We start from the raw sequence: 17,438 nt of genomic DNA on the forward strand, positions 1-17,438 counted from the left end.
CTCCGAGAACGAGGAGCAGCCGTGCCCACCGCACGTCACGCCCACGCGGGTCGCCGCACGTTCCGCACGACAGCGGTGTGCGCATGACGGTCCTGCTGTCCGTCCTGGGTCTGGTCGGTGTGGCCGCGCTCACGATGGGCACGTTCGTGTCCGTGGCGTCGGAGTTCGCGCTGACCGCGCTGGAGCGCAGCCAGGTGGACGCCAACGTCGCCGAGGTCGGGGACCGGCGGTCGCGCACCGTGCAGCGCGCCCACCGCGGCCTGTCGTTCCAGCTCTCGGGCAGCCAGCTGGGCATCACGGTGACGACCCTGGTCACCGGCTACATCGCCGAGCCTGCCATCGCCTCGCTGTTCCGGCCCGCGCTCGACGCCGCGGGTCTTCCCGAGGGCCCGGCGGCCACCGCGGCCACGGTGCTGTCGCTGCTGGCCGTCACCACGCTGTCGATGGTGTTCGGCGAGCTGGTGCCCAAGAACCTCGCCATCGCCGACCCGCTGCGCACCGCCCGCGCCGTGGTGCCCCTGCAGAGCGCGTTCGCGCACGCGTTCCGCCGGCTGATCGGCGGGCTCAACTCCGCGGCCAACTCGGTGGTGCGCCGGCTGGGCGTGGAGCCCGCCGAGGAGCTGCGCTCCGCCCGGTCCCCGCGGGAGCTGAGCTCCCTGGTCCGCTCCAGCGCCGTGAGCGGGACCCTCGACGCCGGCACGGCGGCCCTGCTGGACCGCTCGCTGCGCTTCACCGACCGCGTCGCGGAGGACCTGATGACGCCGCGGGTGCGCGTCGTGTCGCTCGCGGCCACCGAGACCCTCGACGACCTGGTCGCGCTCGCCCGCCGCACCGGATTCTCGCGGTTCCCCGTCGACGACCGCGACCCCGACACCGTGCTCGGGGTGGTGCACGTCAAGCAGGCCTTCGGGGTGCGTGATCGCGGCGTCGCGCTGCGCGAGCTCGTGCGACCCGTGCCGACGGTGCCGGCGTCCCTGGACGGCGACGCGCTGCTCACGCGGCTGCGGGCGTCGGGGCTGCAGATGGCGGTGGTGGTCGACGAGTACGGCGGGACCGCCGGAATCGTCACGCTGGAGGACCTGATCGAGGAGATCGTCGGGGACGTCCACGACGAGCACGACGGCGCCGAGCAGGCCCAGGTGCGCCTGCTCGGCGACAGCGGCTGGCTCGTGTCCGGGTTGCTGCGCGCCGACGAGCTGGCCGACGCGACCGGCTTCACGATGCCCGACGGCCCCTACGAGACGCTCGCCGGGCTGGTGCTGGCGCGGCTGGGCCGGCTGCCCGACGTCGGCGACGAGCTGGTCGTCGACGGCCGCCGCCTCACGGTGACCCGCCGCGACCGCAACCGCGTGGCCGAGCTGCGCCTGCACCCGGAGGTGGTCGATCGTGGGTAGCGACCTGATCGCCCTGCTCGCCGCGATCGCCCTGCTGGCCGGCAACGCGTTCTTCGTGGGTGCCGAGTTCGCGCTGGTCTCGGCCCGCCGCGACCGGCTGGAGTCGATGGCGGGCTCGGGCCACGGTGCGGCGGCCATCGTGCTGCGGGCCCACGCCGACCTGTCCCGGATGCTTGCGGCGTCCCAGCTCGGCATCACGATCTGCTCGCTGCTGCTGGGCCGCCTCGGGGAGCCCGCGGTCGCGCACCTGATCGAGAAGCCGCTGGAGTGGGTCGGGATGCCGGAGGCGCTGCTGCACCCCCTGGCGTTCGCGGCGTCGCTCGCGATCGTGGTCGTCGCGCACATGGTGCTCGGCGAGATGGTGCCCAAGAACATCGCGATCGCCGGTCCGGAACGCGCGGCGCTGTGGCTGGTCCCGCCGTTCCTGGTGTTCACCCGGGCCGCCGCGCCGCTGATCGGCTTCTTCAACTTCCTGGCCAACGGCGTGCTCCGGCTCTTCGGGGTCGAGCCGCGCGACGAGCTGGAGGCGGCGTTCACCTCCGGCGAGCTGGCCGACCTGATCACCGAGTCGCGCGCCGAGGGCTTCCTCGACGACGACGAGACCAGCCGGCTCACCCGCACGCTGCGCTCGGCCCAGGCCACCGTCGCCGACGTGCTGATCTCCGTGGCCGCCCTGGTGACGCTGCCGCCGCACCCGGTCGTCGGCGACGTCGCCCGCGCGGTGGCCGACACCGGCTACTCCCGGTTCCCGCTGCGTTCCGCGGACGGCCGCCTCACCGGGTACCTGCACGTCAAGGACATCCTCGACCTCGCCGACGACGAGCAGGCCGCGGTGCCGCCGGGCCGGGTCCGCGCGCTGCCGGAGGTACCGATCACCGCGCGCCTGGACGAGGCGCTCGCCGTGCTGCGCCGGCAACGCTCGCACCTGGGCCGGGTGGTCGGCCGGGACGGCGCCACCGTCGGCACGGTCACGATGGAGGACCTCGTCGAGCGCTACGTCGGGGTGGTCCGCGACGCCACCCACGCCCCCGGCGACCAGTTGCGGCCCACGTAGCCCTGTCGGGTCCGCGCGGTCAGCGGGCTGCCGCGTCCACCCGGCCGGTGCGGTGCGGGATCCCGGTCGGGGCCGTGAGGGCGTGCCCGGCCGCCGGCCCGGGCAGCCCGCGCTGCCCGCGGGCCCTTCCGCGGCCGGTGCCTCCCCCGACGGGGCTGCCGGTGATCGTGCGTTCGGAACGCCCGGCGGTGCGGGGCACGCCTGCCGGTTCCGAGACGTCGATCTTCGCGGTCCGCCCACCTCATGATCGACGACGCGGAAGCCGCGGGCGTGTCCCGCCGCGCTGCGGGTTCCGAGATGCCGATCTTGCGCTCGGGGGCCAGCGGCGGCGGTTCGTCGGCGGCACCGTCCCGTGCCGTCCGGACCGGTGCGGCGCCCGGCGTCACGGGGTACGTGTGCGACGCGGCGGGCACGATCCCAGGGCCCGCCGGTGCGGCCGGCGGCCGTCGGACGCCACGGTCGCGGGGCGGCCGGGCCGGTACCGTTGCCGCCGTGGTGCAGGTGGTGCTCGACGAGTCGCAGTGGCGGGCTCGGGCCGCCGCGCACCGCGCCCGGGTCGAGCGCTGGACCGGGCCGCACCGCGAGCGGCGCAGGCGCCGCGAGCCGCACCCCGTCCTGGACTTCCTGTTCACCTACTACTCGCTGAGACCCGCCGGTCTCGAGCAGTGGCACCCCGGGCCGGGCGTCGCGCTGCGGGGCGCCGAGGACTACCTGGGCCGCCCCGGCTATGTCCGGGACGGCGACGCGGTCCGGCTCGAACCGTCGGCCCTCCCCGGACGGCTGGCCGGTACGGCCGGGTTCGTCCGGGCCCTCTTGGCCGCCACCGCGGCGCGCCCGCCCCGGCTGGGCTGCTTCGGGTTGCACGAGTGGGCGATGGTGTATCGCACGGACACGCCACGACACGGCGCGCTGCCGCTGCGGCTGGGCGCGGCCGGCACCGACGCGGTCGTCGAGTCGTTGCCGGTGCACTGCACCCACCATGACGCCTACCGGTTCTTCACCGCCGCGGCCCGCCCCCGCAACGCCCTCGTGCCCACGCGGGAGGAGCAGGTCGCCCACGAGCAGCCGGGCTGCCTGCACGCCACCATGGACCTCTACAAGTGGGCCTACAAGCTGGCCCCGGCCACCCCGTCGGAGCTGCTGGGCGACTGCTTCGCCCTGGCGGTCGAGGTGCGCGAGCTCGACATGCGGGCCAGCCCGTACGACCTGGCCGACCTCGGCCACTCCCCCGTGCCGATCGAGACACCCGCGGGCCGGGCCGAGTACGCCCGCGCCCAGTCGGCGTTCGCCGAGCGCGCCGCCCCGCTGCGGCGTCGCCTGCTCGCCCTCTGCGACACCCTCCTCTCCTGATCGTCCGGGCCGCCGCCCGGTGGTCAAGGCTGTTGCTCGTTGTCAGTGATCGAATGACGATTCGCAGCGTCAAGGATTCATTGACCTAAGAAGGGCCGAGGCGCTGGAACCGGACGTATCAGCGCCCGCTCCACCCGCTCAGATGACCGGGTGGGTGAAGTTGAGGGGGCTTCACCCACCCAGTACGGGCCCCACGATCAGGAGTAGGCCTCCACCGGAGGGCAGGAGCACACCAGGTTGCGGTCGCCGTGCGCGCCGTCGATGCGCCGCACCGGCGGCCAGACCTTGCGGTCGTGCACCCCGGGAACCGCGCCCGTCGGATACGCCGCCAGCTCGCGCGGGTACGGACGGTCCCACTTGTCGGCGATGCACGCCGCGGTGTGCGGGGCACCGCGCAGCGGGTTGTCGTCGGCGGGCCACTCCCCCGCCGCCACCCGGTCGATCTCGCGCCGGATACCGATCATGGCCTCGACGAACCGGTCGATCTCGGCGAGGTCCTCGCTCTCGGTGGGCTCCACCATCAGCGTGCCGGCCACCGGGAACGACATGGTCGGCGCGTGCAGGCCGTAGTCGGCGAGCCGCTTGGCCACGTCGTCCACGGTGACGCCGGTGTCCTTGGTGATCCGGCGCAGGTCGAGGATGCACTCGTGGGCCACCTGCCCGTCGGTGCCCGCGTAGAGCACCGGGTAGTGCTCGCCCAGGCGGGCGGCCACGTAGTTCGCGGCCGCGACGGCGGTGAGGGTGGCCCGGCGGAGCCCGTCGAGACCCATCAGTCGCACGTACGCCCACGAGATCGGCAGCACACCCGGGCTGCCGTGCGGGGCGGCCGACACCGGGCCGACCACTCCCCGGCCGGGCAGGAACGGCGCCAGGTGCGCCGCCACCGCCACCGGTCCGACACCGGGCCCGCCGCCGCCGTGCGGGATGCAGAACGTCTTGTGCAGGTTCAGGTGGCTGACATCGCCGCCGAAGGCCCCCGGCCGCGCGACCCCGACCAGCGCGTTCAGGTTCGCCCCGTCGACGTACACCTGCCCACCCGCGTCGTGCACGGCGTCACAGACCTCGCGCACGGTCGCCTCGTACACCCCGTGCGTGGACGGGTAGGTGATCATCAGCGCGGCCAGGGTGTCCCGGTGCGCCTCGATCTTGGCGCGCAGGTCGTCGAGGTCGACGTCGCCGGTGGGTGCGGTGGCCACCACGACCACCCGCATCCCCGCCATCACGGCCGAGGCCGCGTTGGTGCCGTGCGCGGACGCCGGGATCAGGCAGACGTCGCGGTGGGAGTCGCCGCGGGAGCGGTGGTAGGCCGCGATCGCGAGCAGGCCCGCGAACTCCCCCTGGCTGCCCGCGTTGGGCTGCAGCGACACCGCGGCGTAGCCGGTGAGCTCGGCGAGCCAGCGCTCCAGGTCGGTGATCAGTTCGAGGGTGCCCTCGGCGTCGGCGGCCGGGGCGAAGGGGTGCAGGTCGGCGAACCCGGGCCAGGTGATCGGTTCCATCTCCGCGGCCGCGTTGAGCTTCATCGTGCACGAGCCCAGCGGGATCATCGTGCGGTCCAGCGCGAGGTCGGCGTCGGCGAGGCGGCGCAGCCAGCGCATCAGCGAGGTCTCGCTGCGGTGGTCGTGGAACACCGGGTGCGTCAGGTACTCGCCGGTCCGCCCCAGGTCCGCGGGCAGGGCGTCCGCGGTCGCGGCGTCCAGGTCGTCGACGGACCCGCTGACGCCGAACGCCGCCCACACCGCCTCCAGGTGCGCGCGCGTGGTGAGCTCGGAGCAGGCCACGGCGACCGTGCCCTCGTCCACCCGGCGCAGCGCGATCCCGGAATCGTGGGCGGCGTCGAGCACGGCATCGGCGTCCGCGCGGGCGGTGACGGTGTCGAAGAACGCGTCGTGCACGACCTCCACCCCCCCGGCCCGCAGCCCGGCCGCCAGCACCGCGGCCATCCGGTGGGTGCGCTGCGCGATGCGGCGCAGCCCGTCCGGCCCGTGGTACACCGCGTAGCAGGCGGCGACCACGGCGAGCAGCACCTGCGCCGTGCAGATGTTGGACGTGGCCTTCTCGCGGCGGATGTGCTGCTCACGGGTCTGCAGCGCCAGGCGCAGGGCCGGGCGGCCGTCCGCGTCGACGGACATGCCGACCAGCCGGCCCGGGAGCTGACGCGCGAGCTGCTGGCCGACGGACAGGAATCCCGCGTGCGGCCCGCCGTAGGCCATCGGCACGCCGAATCGCTGCGTGGTGCCCACCACGGCGTCGGCCCCCAGCTCGCCGGGCGGCGTGAGCAGGGTCAGGGCGAGCAGGTCGGTGGCCACGGCCACCAGCGCACCGCGCTCGTGGGCGTCCCCGATCAGCTCGGACGGGTCGCGCACCCGCCCCGAGGCGCCCGGGCAGGACAGCAGCACCCCGAAGAACTCGCCCTCGGGGAGGCCGTCGGCGAGGTCGGTGACCACGAGCTCGATACCCAGCGGCTCCGCGCGCGTCCGCAGCACGTCGAGCGTCTGCGGCAACGTGTCGGCGTCGACGACGAACCGGGCGCTGCGGGCCTTCCCGGCCCGGCGCAGCAGCGTCATCGCCTCGGCCGCGGCGGTGGCCTCGTCGAGCAGCGACGCACCGGCGACCGGGAGCCCGGTCAGGTCGGCGACCGCGGTCTGGAACGTCAGCAGCGCCTCCAGCCGGCCCTGGCTGATCTCGGGCTGGTAGGGCGTGTACGCGGTGTACCAGGCCGGGTTCTCCAGCACGTTGCGGCGGATCACCGGCGGCGTGACCGTGCCGGAGTAGCCCAGCCCGATCATCGGCACGGTGACGGTGTTGCGCGCGGCGAGCGCGCGCAGCTCGGCCAGCACCTCGGACTCCGTCGCCGCGGGGGGCAGCGTGGACGGCACCGGGGCGGTGTCCCGGATGGCGTCGGGCACGGCGCGGGCGGCCAGCTCGTCGAGCGAGGAGACCCCGACGGCGGCGAGCATGGTGTCCAGTTCGCCCGGACGGGGGCCGACATGGCGGTCGGCGAACGGGACGCCCCGCTCCAGCTCGGCGAGAGTGGGACGATCGGTGCTCACGTGGGCGACCTCCGGACGGCGCGAACGGGCAGGGCGGTACCGCGATGCCCTCCCCCTCTGTCGCTGCCCGAGATCGGGCGCCTGAGAGATTCACCCCACGTGCTGGGCTTTCCCCGTCGGCGGACGGTGACCCGTCACTCTCCAGAGGCGTCTGCCCGCGCGGTCCGTGCTGCCTGAGAGGTTCCGGGGAGGAGTTGCTCCTTCGGCGCCCGGCCTGAGATCGACCGGGTCTCTTCCGCGCGGCCGTCGACCGCGGCCACAGCCTACCCGCATCCACGGCCCCGCACCGGAGCCGCCGCGCATCCGGCCGGCTTCTCGCGCACCGAGCCGCGCCTCGCGCGCCGAGCCGCGCCTCGCGCGCCGAATTGCGCCTCGCGCGCCGAGCTGCGCCTCGCGCGCCGTCGGCGGCGCGCGGGACGCGGTTCCGTGCGCAGACCGCGCCCGTGGACACGCAAGGACCCGGGCGAGTCGGATCCGTGACCGCGCGCCCGTACTTGCACGGACGCGCCGCCACGCGCGCCGCCGCCAGACTTCGCGGCATGACCACGAACCCGCCGCCCGCCTCGCCCACCACCGCCGCGTTCCACGTCCAGGCGATCCTGTCCTTCGCGGTCGCCCTGTGCGCCGTCACCGTCGCCGTGATCTACCTGCCCGCCGACCCCTGGGTCCGGGCCTTCCTGGCCCTGGGCGTCCTCTACGTCACGACCTCGGCCTTCACGCTGGCCAAGACGATCCGCGACCGCCAGGAGATCACCACGGTCGTCACCCGCGTCGACCAGGCCCGGGTCGACAAGCTGCTCGCCGAGCACGACCCCTACGCGATCCGCTGACCCCGGGCGACACCCGGCTCGGGTCGGGTCAGGAGATGGCGCGGCGGGCGCGGCGGCGGGACAGCTCGTCCTCGGGTGCCTCGTCGATCGTGCCGCCGTCGGCGCGCTCGACCGGGAAGTCCTTGATCGAGCCGCTGATCTCGCGCATGGCGCCGGAGACGGCGATGCCGAACACGCCCTGGCCGCCGCGCAGCAGGTCGACGACCTCCTCGGCCGAGGAGCACTCGTAGACGGTGGTGCCGTCGGAGAACAGCGTGATACCGGCGAGGTCGCGGATGCCGCGGCGCCGCAGGTGCTCGACGGCGACGCGGATGTTCTGCAGCGACACCCCGGCGTCGAGCAACCGCTTGACGACCTTGAGGACCAGCACGTCCTTGAAGGAGTACAGCCGCTGCGAGCCCGAACCGGCGGCGCCGCGGATCGAGGGCATGACCAGCCCGGTGCGCGCCCAGTAGTCCAGCTGCCGGTAGGTGATGCCGACGACCTGGCACGCGGTCGGCCCGCGGAAACCGACGAGCTGGTCGGGCATGCCGTCCAGACCGGCGCCGAGCAGCGGGTCGGGGAAGAGCTCACCCTGCTCGGGCGTACCCGACGGCGGGTTGTCGTCCACCGAACTCCCTCCGCCGGGGCCAGGCTGACCCGAGAAGCAGACGGTAAGCGGACCGGCGCTGCGGGTCAACGCGACGCGCCGGTGGCGGTCACCCGACTCCGGGCGCGCCGCTCGCGAACGGGCCCGGCGCCGACCGGATCAGGACCGGGCGGATCAGGGCTGGGCGCCGCGGAAGTCCTCGGGCGAGATGGAGTCGAGGAACTCGCGGAACTTCTCGACCTCGTCCTCCTGCTCGTCCGGGATGATCAGGCCCGCCTCGGCGAGCACGCTCTCCTCGGCGTGGATCGGCACCCCGATCCGCAGCGCCAGCGCCACCGAGTCGCTCGGCCGCGCGGACACCGTGATGCCGCCGTCGAAGATGAGTTCGGCGTAGAAGGTGCCCTCCTGCAGGTCGGTGATCCGGACCTGCTCGAGCCGGCGCCCGAGCGAGGAGATCACCTCCTTGAGGAGGTCGTGGGTGAGCGGCCGGGCGGGCTTGACGCCCTGTTGTTCCAGCGCGATGGCCGTCGCCTCGACCGAGCCGATCCAGATCGGCAGGTAGCGATCTCCCGCGGTCTCCCGCAACAGGAGGATCGGCTGGTTCGCGGGCAGTTCGACCCGTACGCCCACGACGCGCATCTCGCTCATGCGCTCTCCTCCTCCTGGGTACTACTCCGGTGCCGGGCCCCCGGTGCTGTGACCGACGGGCCCCGTGTCCGACCCCACGAACGCTACACGGACCGTACCGCCCGCGCCCGACTCCGGACGGGCGTCGGGGCGACATCGGAGCGTGTCGTCGACGACGCTAGCGGTCGCCCGGCTCGCGGGGTCCGGTGAGGAACACCAGCCGGAACTTCCCGATCTGCACCTCGTCACCGTCGGCGAGCACCGCGGTGTCCACCGGCTCGCGGTTGACGTAGGTGCCGTTCAGGCTGCCGACGTCGACGACGACGAACTCGCCCGCGTCCCGGCGGAACTCGGCGTGTCGGCGCGAGACCGTGACGTCGTCGAGGAAGATGTCGCTGTCGGGGTGGCGGCCCGCGCTGGTGGAGACCCGGTCCAGCAGGAACCGGGACCCGGCGTTGGGGCCCCGCTTGACCACCAGGAGCGCGGCTCCCGGCGGCAGCGCGTCGACCCCGGAGATCGGCTGGTCCTGGGCCGGAGGCTCGGCGTCGGCCAGGAAGTCGGCGCGGAAGACCGACGTGGTCTCCGGTGCGCGCTCGGGCGGTACGCCGGGCCCGTCGTTCGTGGTCACCTCGGGGTCTCCTCCTGCGGTGTGTGGTCCCGGCCGCGTGCGTGCGCCTCGGCCGGCGTGCGTTCTGCGAGAACCTACAGGGCCGGGCCGGTCCGGCACGGGGCGGAGCCCCCCGCTCAGCTACCGGTGAGTTCGGCGTAGGCCGCGGCGTCGAGAAGGTCGGTGACATCGCCGCCCGAGAGCCGCACCTCGATCATCCACCCGGCCTCGTAGGGACCGGAGTTGACCAGCTCGGGACGGTCGGCGAGCGCCTCGTTGACCGCCACGACCTCACCCGCGAGCGGGGAGAAGATCTCCGAGACGGACTTGGTCGACTCGACCTCGCCGACGGCGCCCCCGGCGGCGACGGCGTCGCCGACGGCGGGCAGCGCCACGTAGACCACGTCCCCGAGCTGGTTCTGGGCGTGGTCGGTGATGCCGATGCGGACGACGCCGTCGCCCAGGTCGCGGACCCACTCGTGCGCGTCGGTGTAGCGAAGATCGTCAGGAATCACGCCGGGAGCCTACTGCGACGTGCGGCACCGACCGCAGGGCCAGGCCGAACTGGGCGAGGTAGAGCAGCCCGGAGTACACGTAGAGCACGGTGCCCCACACCGCGAACGCCAGGCCGAAGGGCAGTGCGACCGCGGCGAGGGCCCCGGTGCCCTGCCCGAGCAGCAGCAGGGGGAACGCGTAGAGCAGCAGGAACGTGGCCGCCTTGCCCAGGTAGGTGACCACGAACGGGCCGTAGCCGCGCCTGCGCAGCACCAGCACGCACACCGCGAGCACGACGTCGCGCGCGACCAGCGCGGCCACCGCCCACCAGGGCACGACCTCCCGGATCCCCAGCGCGACGAGCGCGGCCAGGATGTAGAGGCGGTCGACGGCCGGGTCCAGCAGCGCGCCGAGGCGCGAGTGCTGGTCGAGCAGCCGGGCCAGCTTCCCGTCGAGCCAGTCGGTGAACCCGCCGACCGCGAGCACCACCACCGCCCAGCCGTCGGCCTGCGGGCCGAGCAGCAGCCACAGGAACAGCGGCACCCCCGCCAGGCGCAGCAGGCTCAGCGCGTTGGGGACGGTGAGAACGCGATCCCGGGCCTGCGCGGACACCGCCGCAGCCTATCCGGGAGGTGCGGCGGACGGATCCGTTGTGCACGATGTGGTGCATGGACACCTCAGCGCTCAAGGAGATTCAGGCCCCGCTCAAGGCCCGCTACAAGGACGATCCCGGCGCCGCGCTGATCACGCTGACCGCCGACGGCGAGCTCGACGGCTCCGGCATCGCCTGCCGGGTGCGGACCGCCACCGCGCTGGCCGAGGCCGGCCTGCACCCGGCGACCGGAGGCGACGGCACCCAGCTGTGCTCGGGCGACATGCTGCTCGAAGCGCTGGTCGCCTGCGCGGGCGTGACCCTGCGGGCGGTGGCCACGGCACTCGGCCTGGAGGTCACCGGCACCGTGCGGGCCGAGGGCGACCTCGACTTCCGGGGCACGCTCGGGGTCGACAGGGAGGCACCGGTCGGCTTCCGCGACATCCGGTTGACCTTCGACCTCGACACCGCCGCTGACGCCGAGCAGGTCGCCACGCTCACCAAGCTCACCGAGCGCTACTGCGTGGTGCTGCAGACCCTGGTGTCCTCGCCCAGCACGTCCGTGCAGGTCCGCACCGGCGCCACGGCCGCGTCCTGAGCGCGCGCGACGCGGGGATGAACGGCGCCGACTCGCTGCTGCGCACGCTGGTGGACAGCGGTGTCGAGGTCTGCTTCGCCAACCCCGGCACCTCGGAGATGCATTTCGTCGCCGCGCTGGACGGCGAGCCCCGGATGCGGCCGGTGCTGACGCTGTTCGAGGGCGTCGCCACCGGGGCGGCCGACGGCTACGCCCGGATGGCGGGCCGGCCCGCGGCCACGCTGCTGCACCTGGGCCCGGGCCTGGGCAACGGGCTGGCGAACCTGCACAACGCCCGCCGCGCCGGCACCCCGCTCGTCTGCGTGGTCGGCGACCACGCCACCGACCACGCCCCGCTCGACGCCCCCCTGCAGTCCGACATCGCGGCGGTGGCGGGCTCGGTGTCGGGCTGGGTCCGACACAGCGCCTCCCCGGCCGCGGTCGGGGCCGACGCCGCCGACGCGGTGGCTGCGGCACGGCGCGGGCAGGTGGCCACGCTCGTGCTGCCCGCCGACGTCAGCTGGGGTGCGGGCGGGCGGGCCGCGGCGCCCGTGGCGGCCCCGGCGCCCGACCGCGTCGACCCGGACGCCCTCACCGCGGCGGCCCGGGCCCTGCGCGGCGGCGAGCCGGCCGTGCTGCTGATCGGGGGCGACGCCACGCGCGCGGACGGGCTCGCCGCGGCGAACCGCGTCGCCGCCGCGACCGGTGCCCGGCTGCTCGCGGAGACCTTCCCCACGCGGCTCGAGCGCGGGGCGGGCGTCGCACCCGTCGCCCGGCTGGCCTACCTGGGCGACGCCGCGCGCCACCAGCTCGGCGGGGCGCGGCACCTGGTGCTGGTCGGCACCCGCTCCCCCGTCACCTTCTTCGGCTATCCGGGCCGCGACGGCGACCTCGTGCCCGACGGCTGCGCCGTACATCCGGTCGGCGGGCCGCCCGCCCGGGCCCTCGCCGAGCTGGCCGACCTGCTCGCCCCCGGCACGTCCGCCGGCGTGGCGGCGCAGCGCCGCCCGGACCTGCCCACCGGCGAGCTGACCGTGGCCACGGCCGCCGCCGTGGTCGGGGCGCTGCTGCCCGAGGGCGCGATCGTCGTCGACGAGGCGATCACCTCCGGCCTGGGCCTGCCCGACGCCACCGCGGGCGCACCCCGCCACGACTGGCTGACGCTGACCGGCGGCGCGATCGGCTACGGCCTGCCCGCGGCCACCGGTGCCGCCGTGGCGTGCCCCGACCGCCCGGTCTGGTGCTTGCAGGCCGACGGCAGCGCCATGTACACGATCTCCGCGCTGTGGACGCACGCGCGCGAGGGGTTGGACGTGACCACCGTGATCTACCACAACAGCGCCTACGCGATCCTGCGCATGGAGCTGGCCGCGGTGGGAGCGCGCGGCGGCGCGGGGGGGACCGCCTCGGCCGGCCTGTTCGACCTGGGCCGGCCGGAGCTCGACTTCACCGCGCTCGCCCGCGGCATGGGCGTGCCCGCGGTCCGCGTCCGCACCGCCGAGGAGCTCGCCGCCGCGCTGCGCCGGGCCGACGCGGAGCCGGGCCCGCACCTGGTCGAGGCGATGCTCCCCGCGGTCGCCTGACCGGGGAACCCGCCGGGTCCCGGCCGGACGGACCTGCTCGGACGGTGAGCCGGGTCACCGTGCGGTTGCGGGCGGTCCGCTCGTCGCCGACCAGGGCCCCTTCACCGCTCGGTGAGCGGTCCACCCCGGGGGGCGACCCCCCGCTCGGACGTAGGGTGTCCTGGACGTGACTGTGGGTTCCCACGTCACGACGCCGGATCCGGGGTGCCCCCATGACGCTGGTCGAGGACGCGATGCCGTTCTCCCACGCCTGCGCCGTGCCGGTCAGCGACGAGCACCTGTGGGAGATCACCGCCCGGTTCCTCGCCGACGGGCTGGCGGCGGGCGAGCACGTCGTCTACCTCGAGGACGGCACGCTCGACCCGGTGCTGCGGCGGCTGGCCGACGACCGGGTCGACGTCCGGGCCCCCCTGCAGCGCGGCCAGCTCGCCATCATGCCGACCGACGCCACCCGGACACTGCTGCGGGGCCCCGCCGCGGGCGTGCTCGCCACCGCCGACGCGATGATCGACGAGGCGCTCGGCAACGGCTTCCCCGCGGTCCGGCTCACCGGCCAGGCCGTATCGGCGCTCGACCGGGGCGGGCTGGACAACATGCTCACCTACGAGGCCGGCATCGACGGCATGCTCGGCGACCGCCCCGCCCGCGTGCTGTGCCTCTACGACCGGGTCCGCTTCCCCGAGGACGCGATCGCGAGCCTGCGCGCGCTGCACCTCCACGAGATCACCGCCACGGCGGTCTACGACGACAGCCTGCTGCGGATCACCAGCGGGGATCCGTACACGGCGCGCGTCGCGGGCGAGGCCGACCACAGCAACCGGCCCCAGATCAAGCGCTTCCTGGAGTCGGCCCTCGACCGGGCGCTGCGCTCGCCGTCGTCGGCGCCGGAGATCACCCTCGACCTGTCGTCGCTGCGTTTCCTCGACGTCGCGGGCGCGGTGAACCTGGTGCACGCCGGGCAGGAGTTCCCCAGCACCCACACCCTCGTCCTCACCGGCGTCCGTCCCGGGGTGCTGCGCCTGCTGGACCGCTGCGGCGCGCCGTTCGCCGAGCAGCTGCGGGTCGAGGCGCGCACCGACGACGTCCCGGTCGCCGACCCGACCGACCAGGTGGCCTCGTGAAGGTCGGCGCGCTCCGGGCGGGGCCCCGGCCCCCCGAGGGGCCCGCACCGTTCCAGCACGCGGCGGGGTTCCACGCATCGCCCACCCACCTGCTCGGCCAGCTGGTGCCCCTCGCCCGCGGCGCGCTCGACCGCGGCGACCGGGTGGCCCTCGCCCTCGCCCCGGACACCGCGGACGCCCTGCGCCACGCCGTGGACGGCGACCTGGTCGACCTCGCCCCGCCCGCCGAGATCGACGGCGGTTCGGGCCAGACGGTCGCGCTGCGGCGTGCACGCGAGCTGCGCACCCTCACCGCGACCGGCCCGGTCACCGTGCTCGCCGAGCACCTGCCCGACCTCGACGGACCGGACGGCGGCTTCTGGACCGAGCTCGACGCCGCGGTCAACGTCACGCTGGCCGAGCTCCCGGTGCACCTCACGTGCTTCTTCCCGGAGATGCCGCTGCACCAGGCGGTGCTCGACGGGGCCCGGGGCAACCATCCCCAGCTGCTCGTCGACGGCCGGTTGCTGCACAACCCCGAGCACCGGCCACCCCGTGCGGTGCTGGCCGGGCATCCCGCGGCGTCGCCCGCCCTCCTCGGCGCCCCGGACCTGCGGCTGCCGTTCCACTCCTGGCAGCTGCAGGACGTGCGGCGCGCCGTCCGGGCGCTGGCGGGCGCCGCCGGGTTCACCGAGGACCGCACCGAGGACGTCGTCCTGGCCGTCAACGAGATCGCCACCAACGCCGTCGAGCACGGCACCGGCGATCCGGGCGCGGTCGAGGACGTCGCGGTTCCCCGGACCGGCTCCGCGCCCCGGCCCGCCGAGCTGCACGTGTGGGCCACCCCCGCCGGACTGACCTGCGAGGTCCACGACGGGGGCACGCTGCGCGACCCGTTGCCCGGTCTGCACGCCCCGCACCCGTCGGACCCGCGCGGGCGCGGACTCTGGATCGCCCGCCAGATCTGTGACCTGCTGCACGTCTGGGCCGACGCCGAGGGCACCCACGTCCGCGTGCGGGCCGCCCCATGAGTTATCCTCGCCACAGTCGTCACCCGTACGGCCGTGTCAGCGCCCGTAACTGTGACGAAGCAGCCCTTGGCAAGCCGATGACTTCGGAGAACACTGCTTCGGGGAATCGGCGCTGCGGGGCTGCGGCGCATCCGCACGTACTCGACCTGCACGTACTCATCGGCACCACCACAGACCGGGACAGTCATGCCTGAGGATCAGCGACGATCTCGCTCCATGCCGGCCGCGCCGGCCCGGACCACCCAGGACGGCCCCCACCGGGTCACCGTTCTCGGCTCCTTCACCCTCACCGCACACGGCGCCACGATCCCGCTGGGCGTCGACGCCCGTCGCCTGGTCGCCTACCTCGCGGTGCACCCGCGCCCGCAGCGGCGCGGTGCGCTGGCCGCGGACCTGTGGCCCGGCATGGCGGTCGGTGCGGCGATGCGCCTGCTCGACGACGCGGTGCTCGCCGTGGCGGTACCGGGTCTGCTGGTCACCGACGACCGCGGCGCGCTGGCGCTGGGCGCCGACGTCGAGGTCGACCTCACCGCGGCGATGCAGCTCGTCCGGACCCTGCCGGACGTGGCGGCCGACGCCCGACCGGACCTGTCCCTGCTCGCCGCCGACATCCTGCCCGGCTGGACCGCCGCATGGATCGTGGTCGAGCGCGAGCGCTTCCGGCAGCTGCGGCTGCACGCCATCGAGGAGCGCAGCGTGCGCCTCACGGCCGCCGTCCGGATCGACGAGGCCGTCGCGCTCGCGCGCAGCGCCGTCCGGTCCGCACCGAGCCGCGACAGTGCCCGGCGCGTCCTCATCGAGGCGCTGCTCGCCCAGGGCGACATCGCCGGAGCGGTGGCCGAGTACGACGAGTACCAGGAGCTGCTGCGCTCCAGTGTCGGTGCGGCGCCCGCGTTCTCGCTCGATGGGCTGCTGTTGCCCACCCCGGCCTGGCCGGTGATGCGCGCCCGCAGCGTGATGCCGCGCTCCGCGGTCCAGCTGCCGGGCCTGCGGTCGGTCCGTGCCTCGGGCACCGGTCGGCGGCTCGTGGCGGGCGGTTCGCTCCCGGGCTCCGCACGCTGAGCCCCGGGCCCGCCTGATCCCCCGGCATCGCCGGGCGCATCAGGCGGAGAACGGGATCTCGAACAACACCTCCGTGCCCCGGGGGGTGCCGATCACGCGCACGCGCCGGGCGAGGCGCTCGATCATGAGCAGGCCACGGCCGCGGTTGCCGGGATCGTCGGGCATGGAGTGCCAGGTGCCGTGGTCGGTGACGCGCACGCTGACCGCGGGCTCCGGGCCCGCCCCCAGCTCGAGGTCGACGCCGACCTGGCCCGTGTCCGGGTCCGTGCGGTAGGCGTGCTCGACACCGTTGGCCACGGCCTCCCCGAGCGCGAGCTGCAGGTCGATCACCATCCCGTCGGGCAGGCCCGCGTCGCGTGCCCACCAGTCGACCCGATGGCGGATGGCACGCAGCTCCCCCGGCTCCGCCGGATGGCACAGCCGCAGCGGGCGCGAGCCGCCCTTGCTCTCCGTCACGACCTGCGGGTGCCCGGCCGCGAGCGCGGCGAAACCCCCCAAACGGACGGGTGGGGTGGTCACCGGCCACCGGGTCACGAGCCGGCCGGCGCACCTGCCGCCGGGTAGCACCCGCAACCTCCGGCCTATCCCCGGCCTATCTCCGGTGGAAGGCGGGCGGCCGCTTCTCCACGAACGCCGCCAACCCCTCGGCCGCCTCCGGACCGGCGGCGCTCGCGGAGATCGCGTCCGCCTCCGCGGCGAGCTGCTCGGCGAGCGAGGCGTCCGGCGACGACGCGAGCAGCCGCTTGATCCGGCCCAGCGCCACGGTCGGCCCCTGGGCCAACCGGTGCGCGACGTGCTCGGCCTCGGCGAGCACCTCACCGTCGTCGACGACGTCGGTGAGGATGCCCAACCCGTGGGCCTGGGCCGCGTCCAGGACCCGGTCGGTGAGCAGGATCTGCCGGGCCCGCCCGGCGCCGACGATCCGCGGCAGCGTCCAGCTCATGCCCCCGTCCGGGGAGAACCCGATGCCCGGGTAGGCGGGGCGCAGCCGGGTGGAGCGCCCGCCGACGGCGAGGTCGGTGGCGCACACGATGCTCATGCCCGCGCCCGCCGCCCAGCCCCGCACCCCGGCGACCACCGGCACCGGGCAGTCGACGATCGCGGTGAGGAAGCCGTGGAAGGCCTCGGCCAACGACCGCACGTAGGTGCCGCGGTCGGCCGCGCCCTCGAACGCGCGGACGTCGCCACCGGTGCAGAAGCTCTCCCCGTCCGAGGTCAGCAGCACCGCGCCGATCTCGGCCGGGTCGAGCCCTCCGAGCGTGGCCTGCACCTCCGGCAGGGCGTCGCCGTCGAGGGTGCCGTGCCGGCCGCGCGCCACCCGGCAGCGCAGGACCCGCCCGTCGCGGTCCACCGCATCGCTGATGGGCCTACCTTCCATGACAGGCCCCCTTCGGGAACGCTTCCTTCGCTTGTCCTGCGAGGACTGACGTGAGACCGCGTCCCGGAGGGACGGCCGTGGAGGCCTGACGCCCACAACGGTGTCGTCCCGTGAGGACT

17 protein-coding genes and 2 riboswitches are annotated in these 17,438 nt (G+C 74.9%); of the genes, 9 read left to right on the forward strand and 8 right to left on the reverse strand.

Annotation, left to right across the window (positions count from 1 at the left end; all coding sequences use genetic code 11):
* The first annotated feature begins 83 nt into the window (after positions 1-83).
* From Q1K26_RS21005 to Q1K26_RS21015, 3 genes are all read left to right on the forward strand, one after another.
* A complete protein-coding gene (locus Q1K26_RS21005; RefSeq protein ID WP_300015656.1) occupies positions 84-1,394 on the forward strand; it encodes a hemolysin family protein in 1,311 nt (436 codons plus the stop codon).
* Positions 1,387-2,448 (forward strand): hemolysin family protein, encoded by a 1,062-nt coding sequence (locus Q1K26_RS21010; protein WP_300015659.1) that lies wholly within the window; start codon positions 1,387-1,389, stop codon positions 2,446-2,448. The genes Q1K26_RS21005 and Q1K26_RS21010 overlap by 8 nt, the downstream gene beginning before the upstream one ends.
* Before the next feature lie 495 nt (positions 2,449-2,943).
* Positions 2,944-3,798 (forward strand): 3-methyladenine DNA glycosylase, encoded by an 855-nt coding sequence (locus Q1K26_RS21015; protein WP_300015728.1) that lies wholly within the window; start codon positions 2,944-2,946, stop codon positions 3,796-3,798.
* Positions 3,799-3,995: 197 nt separating this feature from the next.
* On the opposite strand, the gene gcvP is transcribed toward Q1K26_RS21015, so the two are convergent.
* Entirely contained in the window at positions 3,996-6,848 is a 2,853-nt protein-coding gene (gcvP, locus tag Q1K26_RS21020) for an aminomethyl-transferring glycine dehydrogenase (RefSeq protein WP_300015662.1), read from the reverse strand.
* Positions 6,849-6,898: 50 nt separating this feature from the next.
* A riboswitch (glycine riboswitch) is annotated at positions 6,899-6,998 on the reverse strand.
* Positions 6,999-7,096, reverse strand: a riboswitch (glycine riboswitch).
* Positions 7,097-7,387: 291 nt separating this feature from the next.
* Between gcvP and Q1K26_RS21025 the strand changes: the two genes are divergently transcribed.
* Positions 7,388-7,678: a YiaA/YiaB family inner membrane protein gene (locus Q1K26_RS21025; protein WP_300015665.1), complete on the forward strand. Its 291-nt coding sequence runs from the start codon at positions 7,388-7,390 to the stop codon at positions 7,676-7,678.
* Positions 7,679-7,706: 28 nt separating this feature from the next.
* Here Q1K26_RS21025 and Q1K26_RS21030 read toward each other — a convergent pair whose 3' ends face one another.
* From Q1K26_RS21030 to Q1K26_RS21050, 5 genes are all read right to left on the reverse strand, one after another.
* Complete coding sequence (locus Q1K26_RS21030) at positions 7,707-8,231, reverse strand: MerR family transcriptional regulator (protein ID WP_300015731.1); 525 nt, start codon at positions 8,229-8,231, stop codon at positions 7,707-7,709.
* Between the two features lie 210 nt (positions 8,232-8,441).
* Positions 8,442-8,915 (reverse strand): bifunctional nuclease family protein, encoded by a 474-nt coding sequence (locus tag Q1K26_RS21035; protein ID WP_300015668.1) that lies wholly within the window; start codon positions 8,913-8,915, stop codon positions 8,442-8,444.
* A gap of 157 nt (positions 8,916-9,072) precedes the next feature.
* A complete protein-coding gene (gene garA, locus Q1K26_RS21040; RefSeq protein ID WP_300015671.1) occupies positions 9,073-9,522 on the reverse strand; it encodes a glycogen accumulation regulator GarA in 450 nt (149 codons plus the stop codon).
* 116 nt (positions 9,523-9,638) lie between these two features.
* Positions 9,639-10,016 carry a glycine cleavage system protein GcvH gene (gene gcvH / locus Q1K26_RS21045; protein ID WP_300015674.1) on the reverse strand — a complete coding sequence of 126 codons (378 nt, stop codon included), beginning with the start codon at positions 10,014-10,016 and terminating at the stop codon, positions 9,639-9,641.
* Entirely contained in the window at positions 10,006-10,608 is a 603-nt protein-coding gene (locus Q1K26_RS21050; RefSeq protein ID WP_300015677.1) for a CDP-alcohol phosphatidyltransferase family protein, read from the reverse strand. Before Q1K26_RS21050 ends, gcvH begins: the two co-directional genes overlap by 11 nt.
* A 56-nt stretch (positions 10,609-10,664) precedes the next feature.
* Here Q1K26_RS21050 and Q1K26_RS21055 point away from each other — a divergent pair, with 56 nt between their 5' ends.
* From Q1K26_RS21055 to Q1K26_RS21075, 5 genes are all read left to right on the forward strand, one after another.
* Positions 10,665-11,186, forward strand: coding sequence for an OsmC family protein (locus tag Q1K26_RS21055; RefSeq protein WP_300015680.1), 522 nt, complete (start codon positions 10,665-10,667; stop codon positions 11,184-11,186).
* Positions 11,187-11,203: 17 nt separating this feature from the next.
* On the forward strand, positions 11,204-12,748 hold the full coding sequence (locus tag Q1K26_RS21060) for an acetolactate synthase large subunit (protein WP_300015683.1): 1,545 nt from the start codon (positions 11,204-11,206) through the stop codon (positions 12,746-12,748).
* 212 nt (positions 12,749-12,960) lie between these two features.
* On the forward strand, positions 12,961-13,869 hold the full coding sequence (locus tag Q1K26_RS21065) for an MEDS domain-containing protein (protein WP_300015686.1): 909 nt from the start codon (positions 12,961-12,963) through the stop codon (positions 13,867-13,869).
* Entirely contained in the window at positions 13,866-14,879 is a 1,014-nt protein-coding gene (locus tag Q1K26_RS21070) for an ATP-binding protein (protein WP_300015689.1), read from the forward strand. Before Q1K26_RS21065 ends, Q1K26_RS21070 begins: the two co-directional genes overlap by 4 nt.
* 216 nt (positions 14,880-15,095) lie before the next feature.
* Entirely contained in the window at positions 15,096-15,941 is an 846-nt protein-coding gene (locus Q1K26_RS21075; RefSeq protein ID WP_300015692.1) for a BTAD domain-containing putative transcriptional regulator, read from the forward strand.
* 39 nt (positions 15,942-15,980) lie between these two features.
* Here the strand turns inward: Q1K26_RS21075 and Q1K26_RS21080 are convergent, their stop codons facing one another.
* Positions 15,981-16,460, reverse strand: a complete 480-nt coding sequence (locus tag Q1K26_RS21080; RefSeq protein ID WP_300015695.1) for an ATP-binding protein — start codon at positions 16,458-16,460, stop codon at positions 15,981-15,983.
* 73 nt (positions 16,461-16,533) lie between these two features.
* The gene (locus Q1K26_RS21085; protein ID WP_300015698.1) at positions 16,534-17,319 is read right to left on the reverse strand and encodes an enoyl-CoA hydratase-related protein; all 786 of its coding nucleotides are present in this window, start codon (positions 17,317-17,319) and stop codon (positions 16,534-16,536) included.
* Positions 17,320-17,438: the final 119 nt, after the last annotated feature.

Source organism: Pseudonocardia sp. (genome assembly GCF_029263155.1).
GTDB lineage: Bacteria > Actinomycetota > Actinomycetes > Mycobacteriales > Pseudonocardiaceae > Pseudonocardia.

What these genes read in the sequence shown, in the direction of transcription:
- Q1K26_RS21005 (WP_300015656.1), top strand. Translation starts at nt 84, where the DNA reads ATGACGGTCCTGCTGTCCGTCCTGGGTCTGGTCGGTGTGGCCGCGCTC.
- Q1K26_RS21025 (WP_300015665.1), top strand. Translation starts at nt 7,388, where the DNA reads ATGACCACGAACCCGCCGCCCGCCTCGCCCACCACCGCCGCGTTCCAC.
- Q1K26_RS21035 (WP_300015668.1), bottom strand. Translation starts at nt 8,915, where the DNA reads ATGAGCGAGATGCGCGTCGTGGGCGTACGGGTCGAACTGCCCGCGAAC.
- Q1K26_RS21055 (WP_300015680.1), top strand. Translation starts at nt 10,665, where the DNA reads ATGGACACCTCAGCGCTCAAGGAGATTCAGGCCCCGCTCAAGGCCCGC.
- Q1K26_RS21060 (WP_300015683.1), top strand. Translation starts at nt 11,204, where the DNA reads ATGAACGGCGCCGACTCGCTGCTGCGCACGCTGGTGGACAGCGGTGTC.
- Q1K26_RS21065 (WP_300015686.1), top strand. Translation starts at nt 12,961, where the DNA reads ATGACGCTGGTCGAGGACGCGATGCCGTTCTCCCACGCCTGCGCCGTG.
- Q1K26_RS21075 (WP_300015692.1), top strand. Translation starts at nt 15,096, where the DNA reads ATGCCGGCCGCGCCGGCCCGGACCACCCAGGACGGCCCCCACCGGGTC.
- Q1K26_RS21085 (WP_300015698.1), bottom strand. Translation starts at nt 17,319, where the DNA reads ATGGAAGGTAGGCCCATCAGCGATGCGGTGGACCGCGACGGGCGGGTC.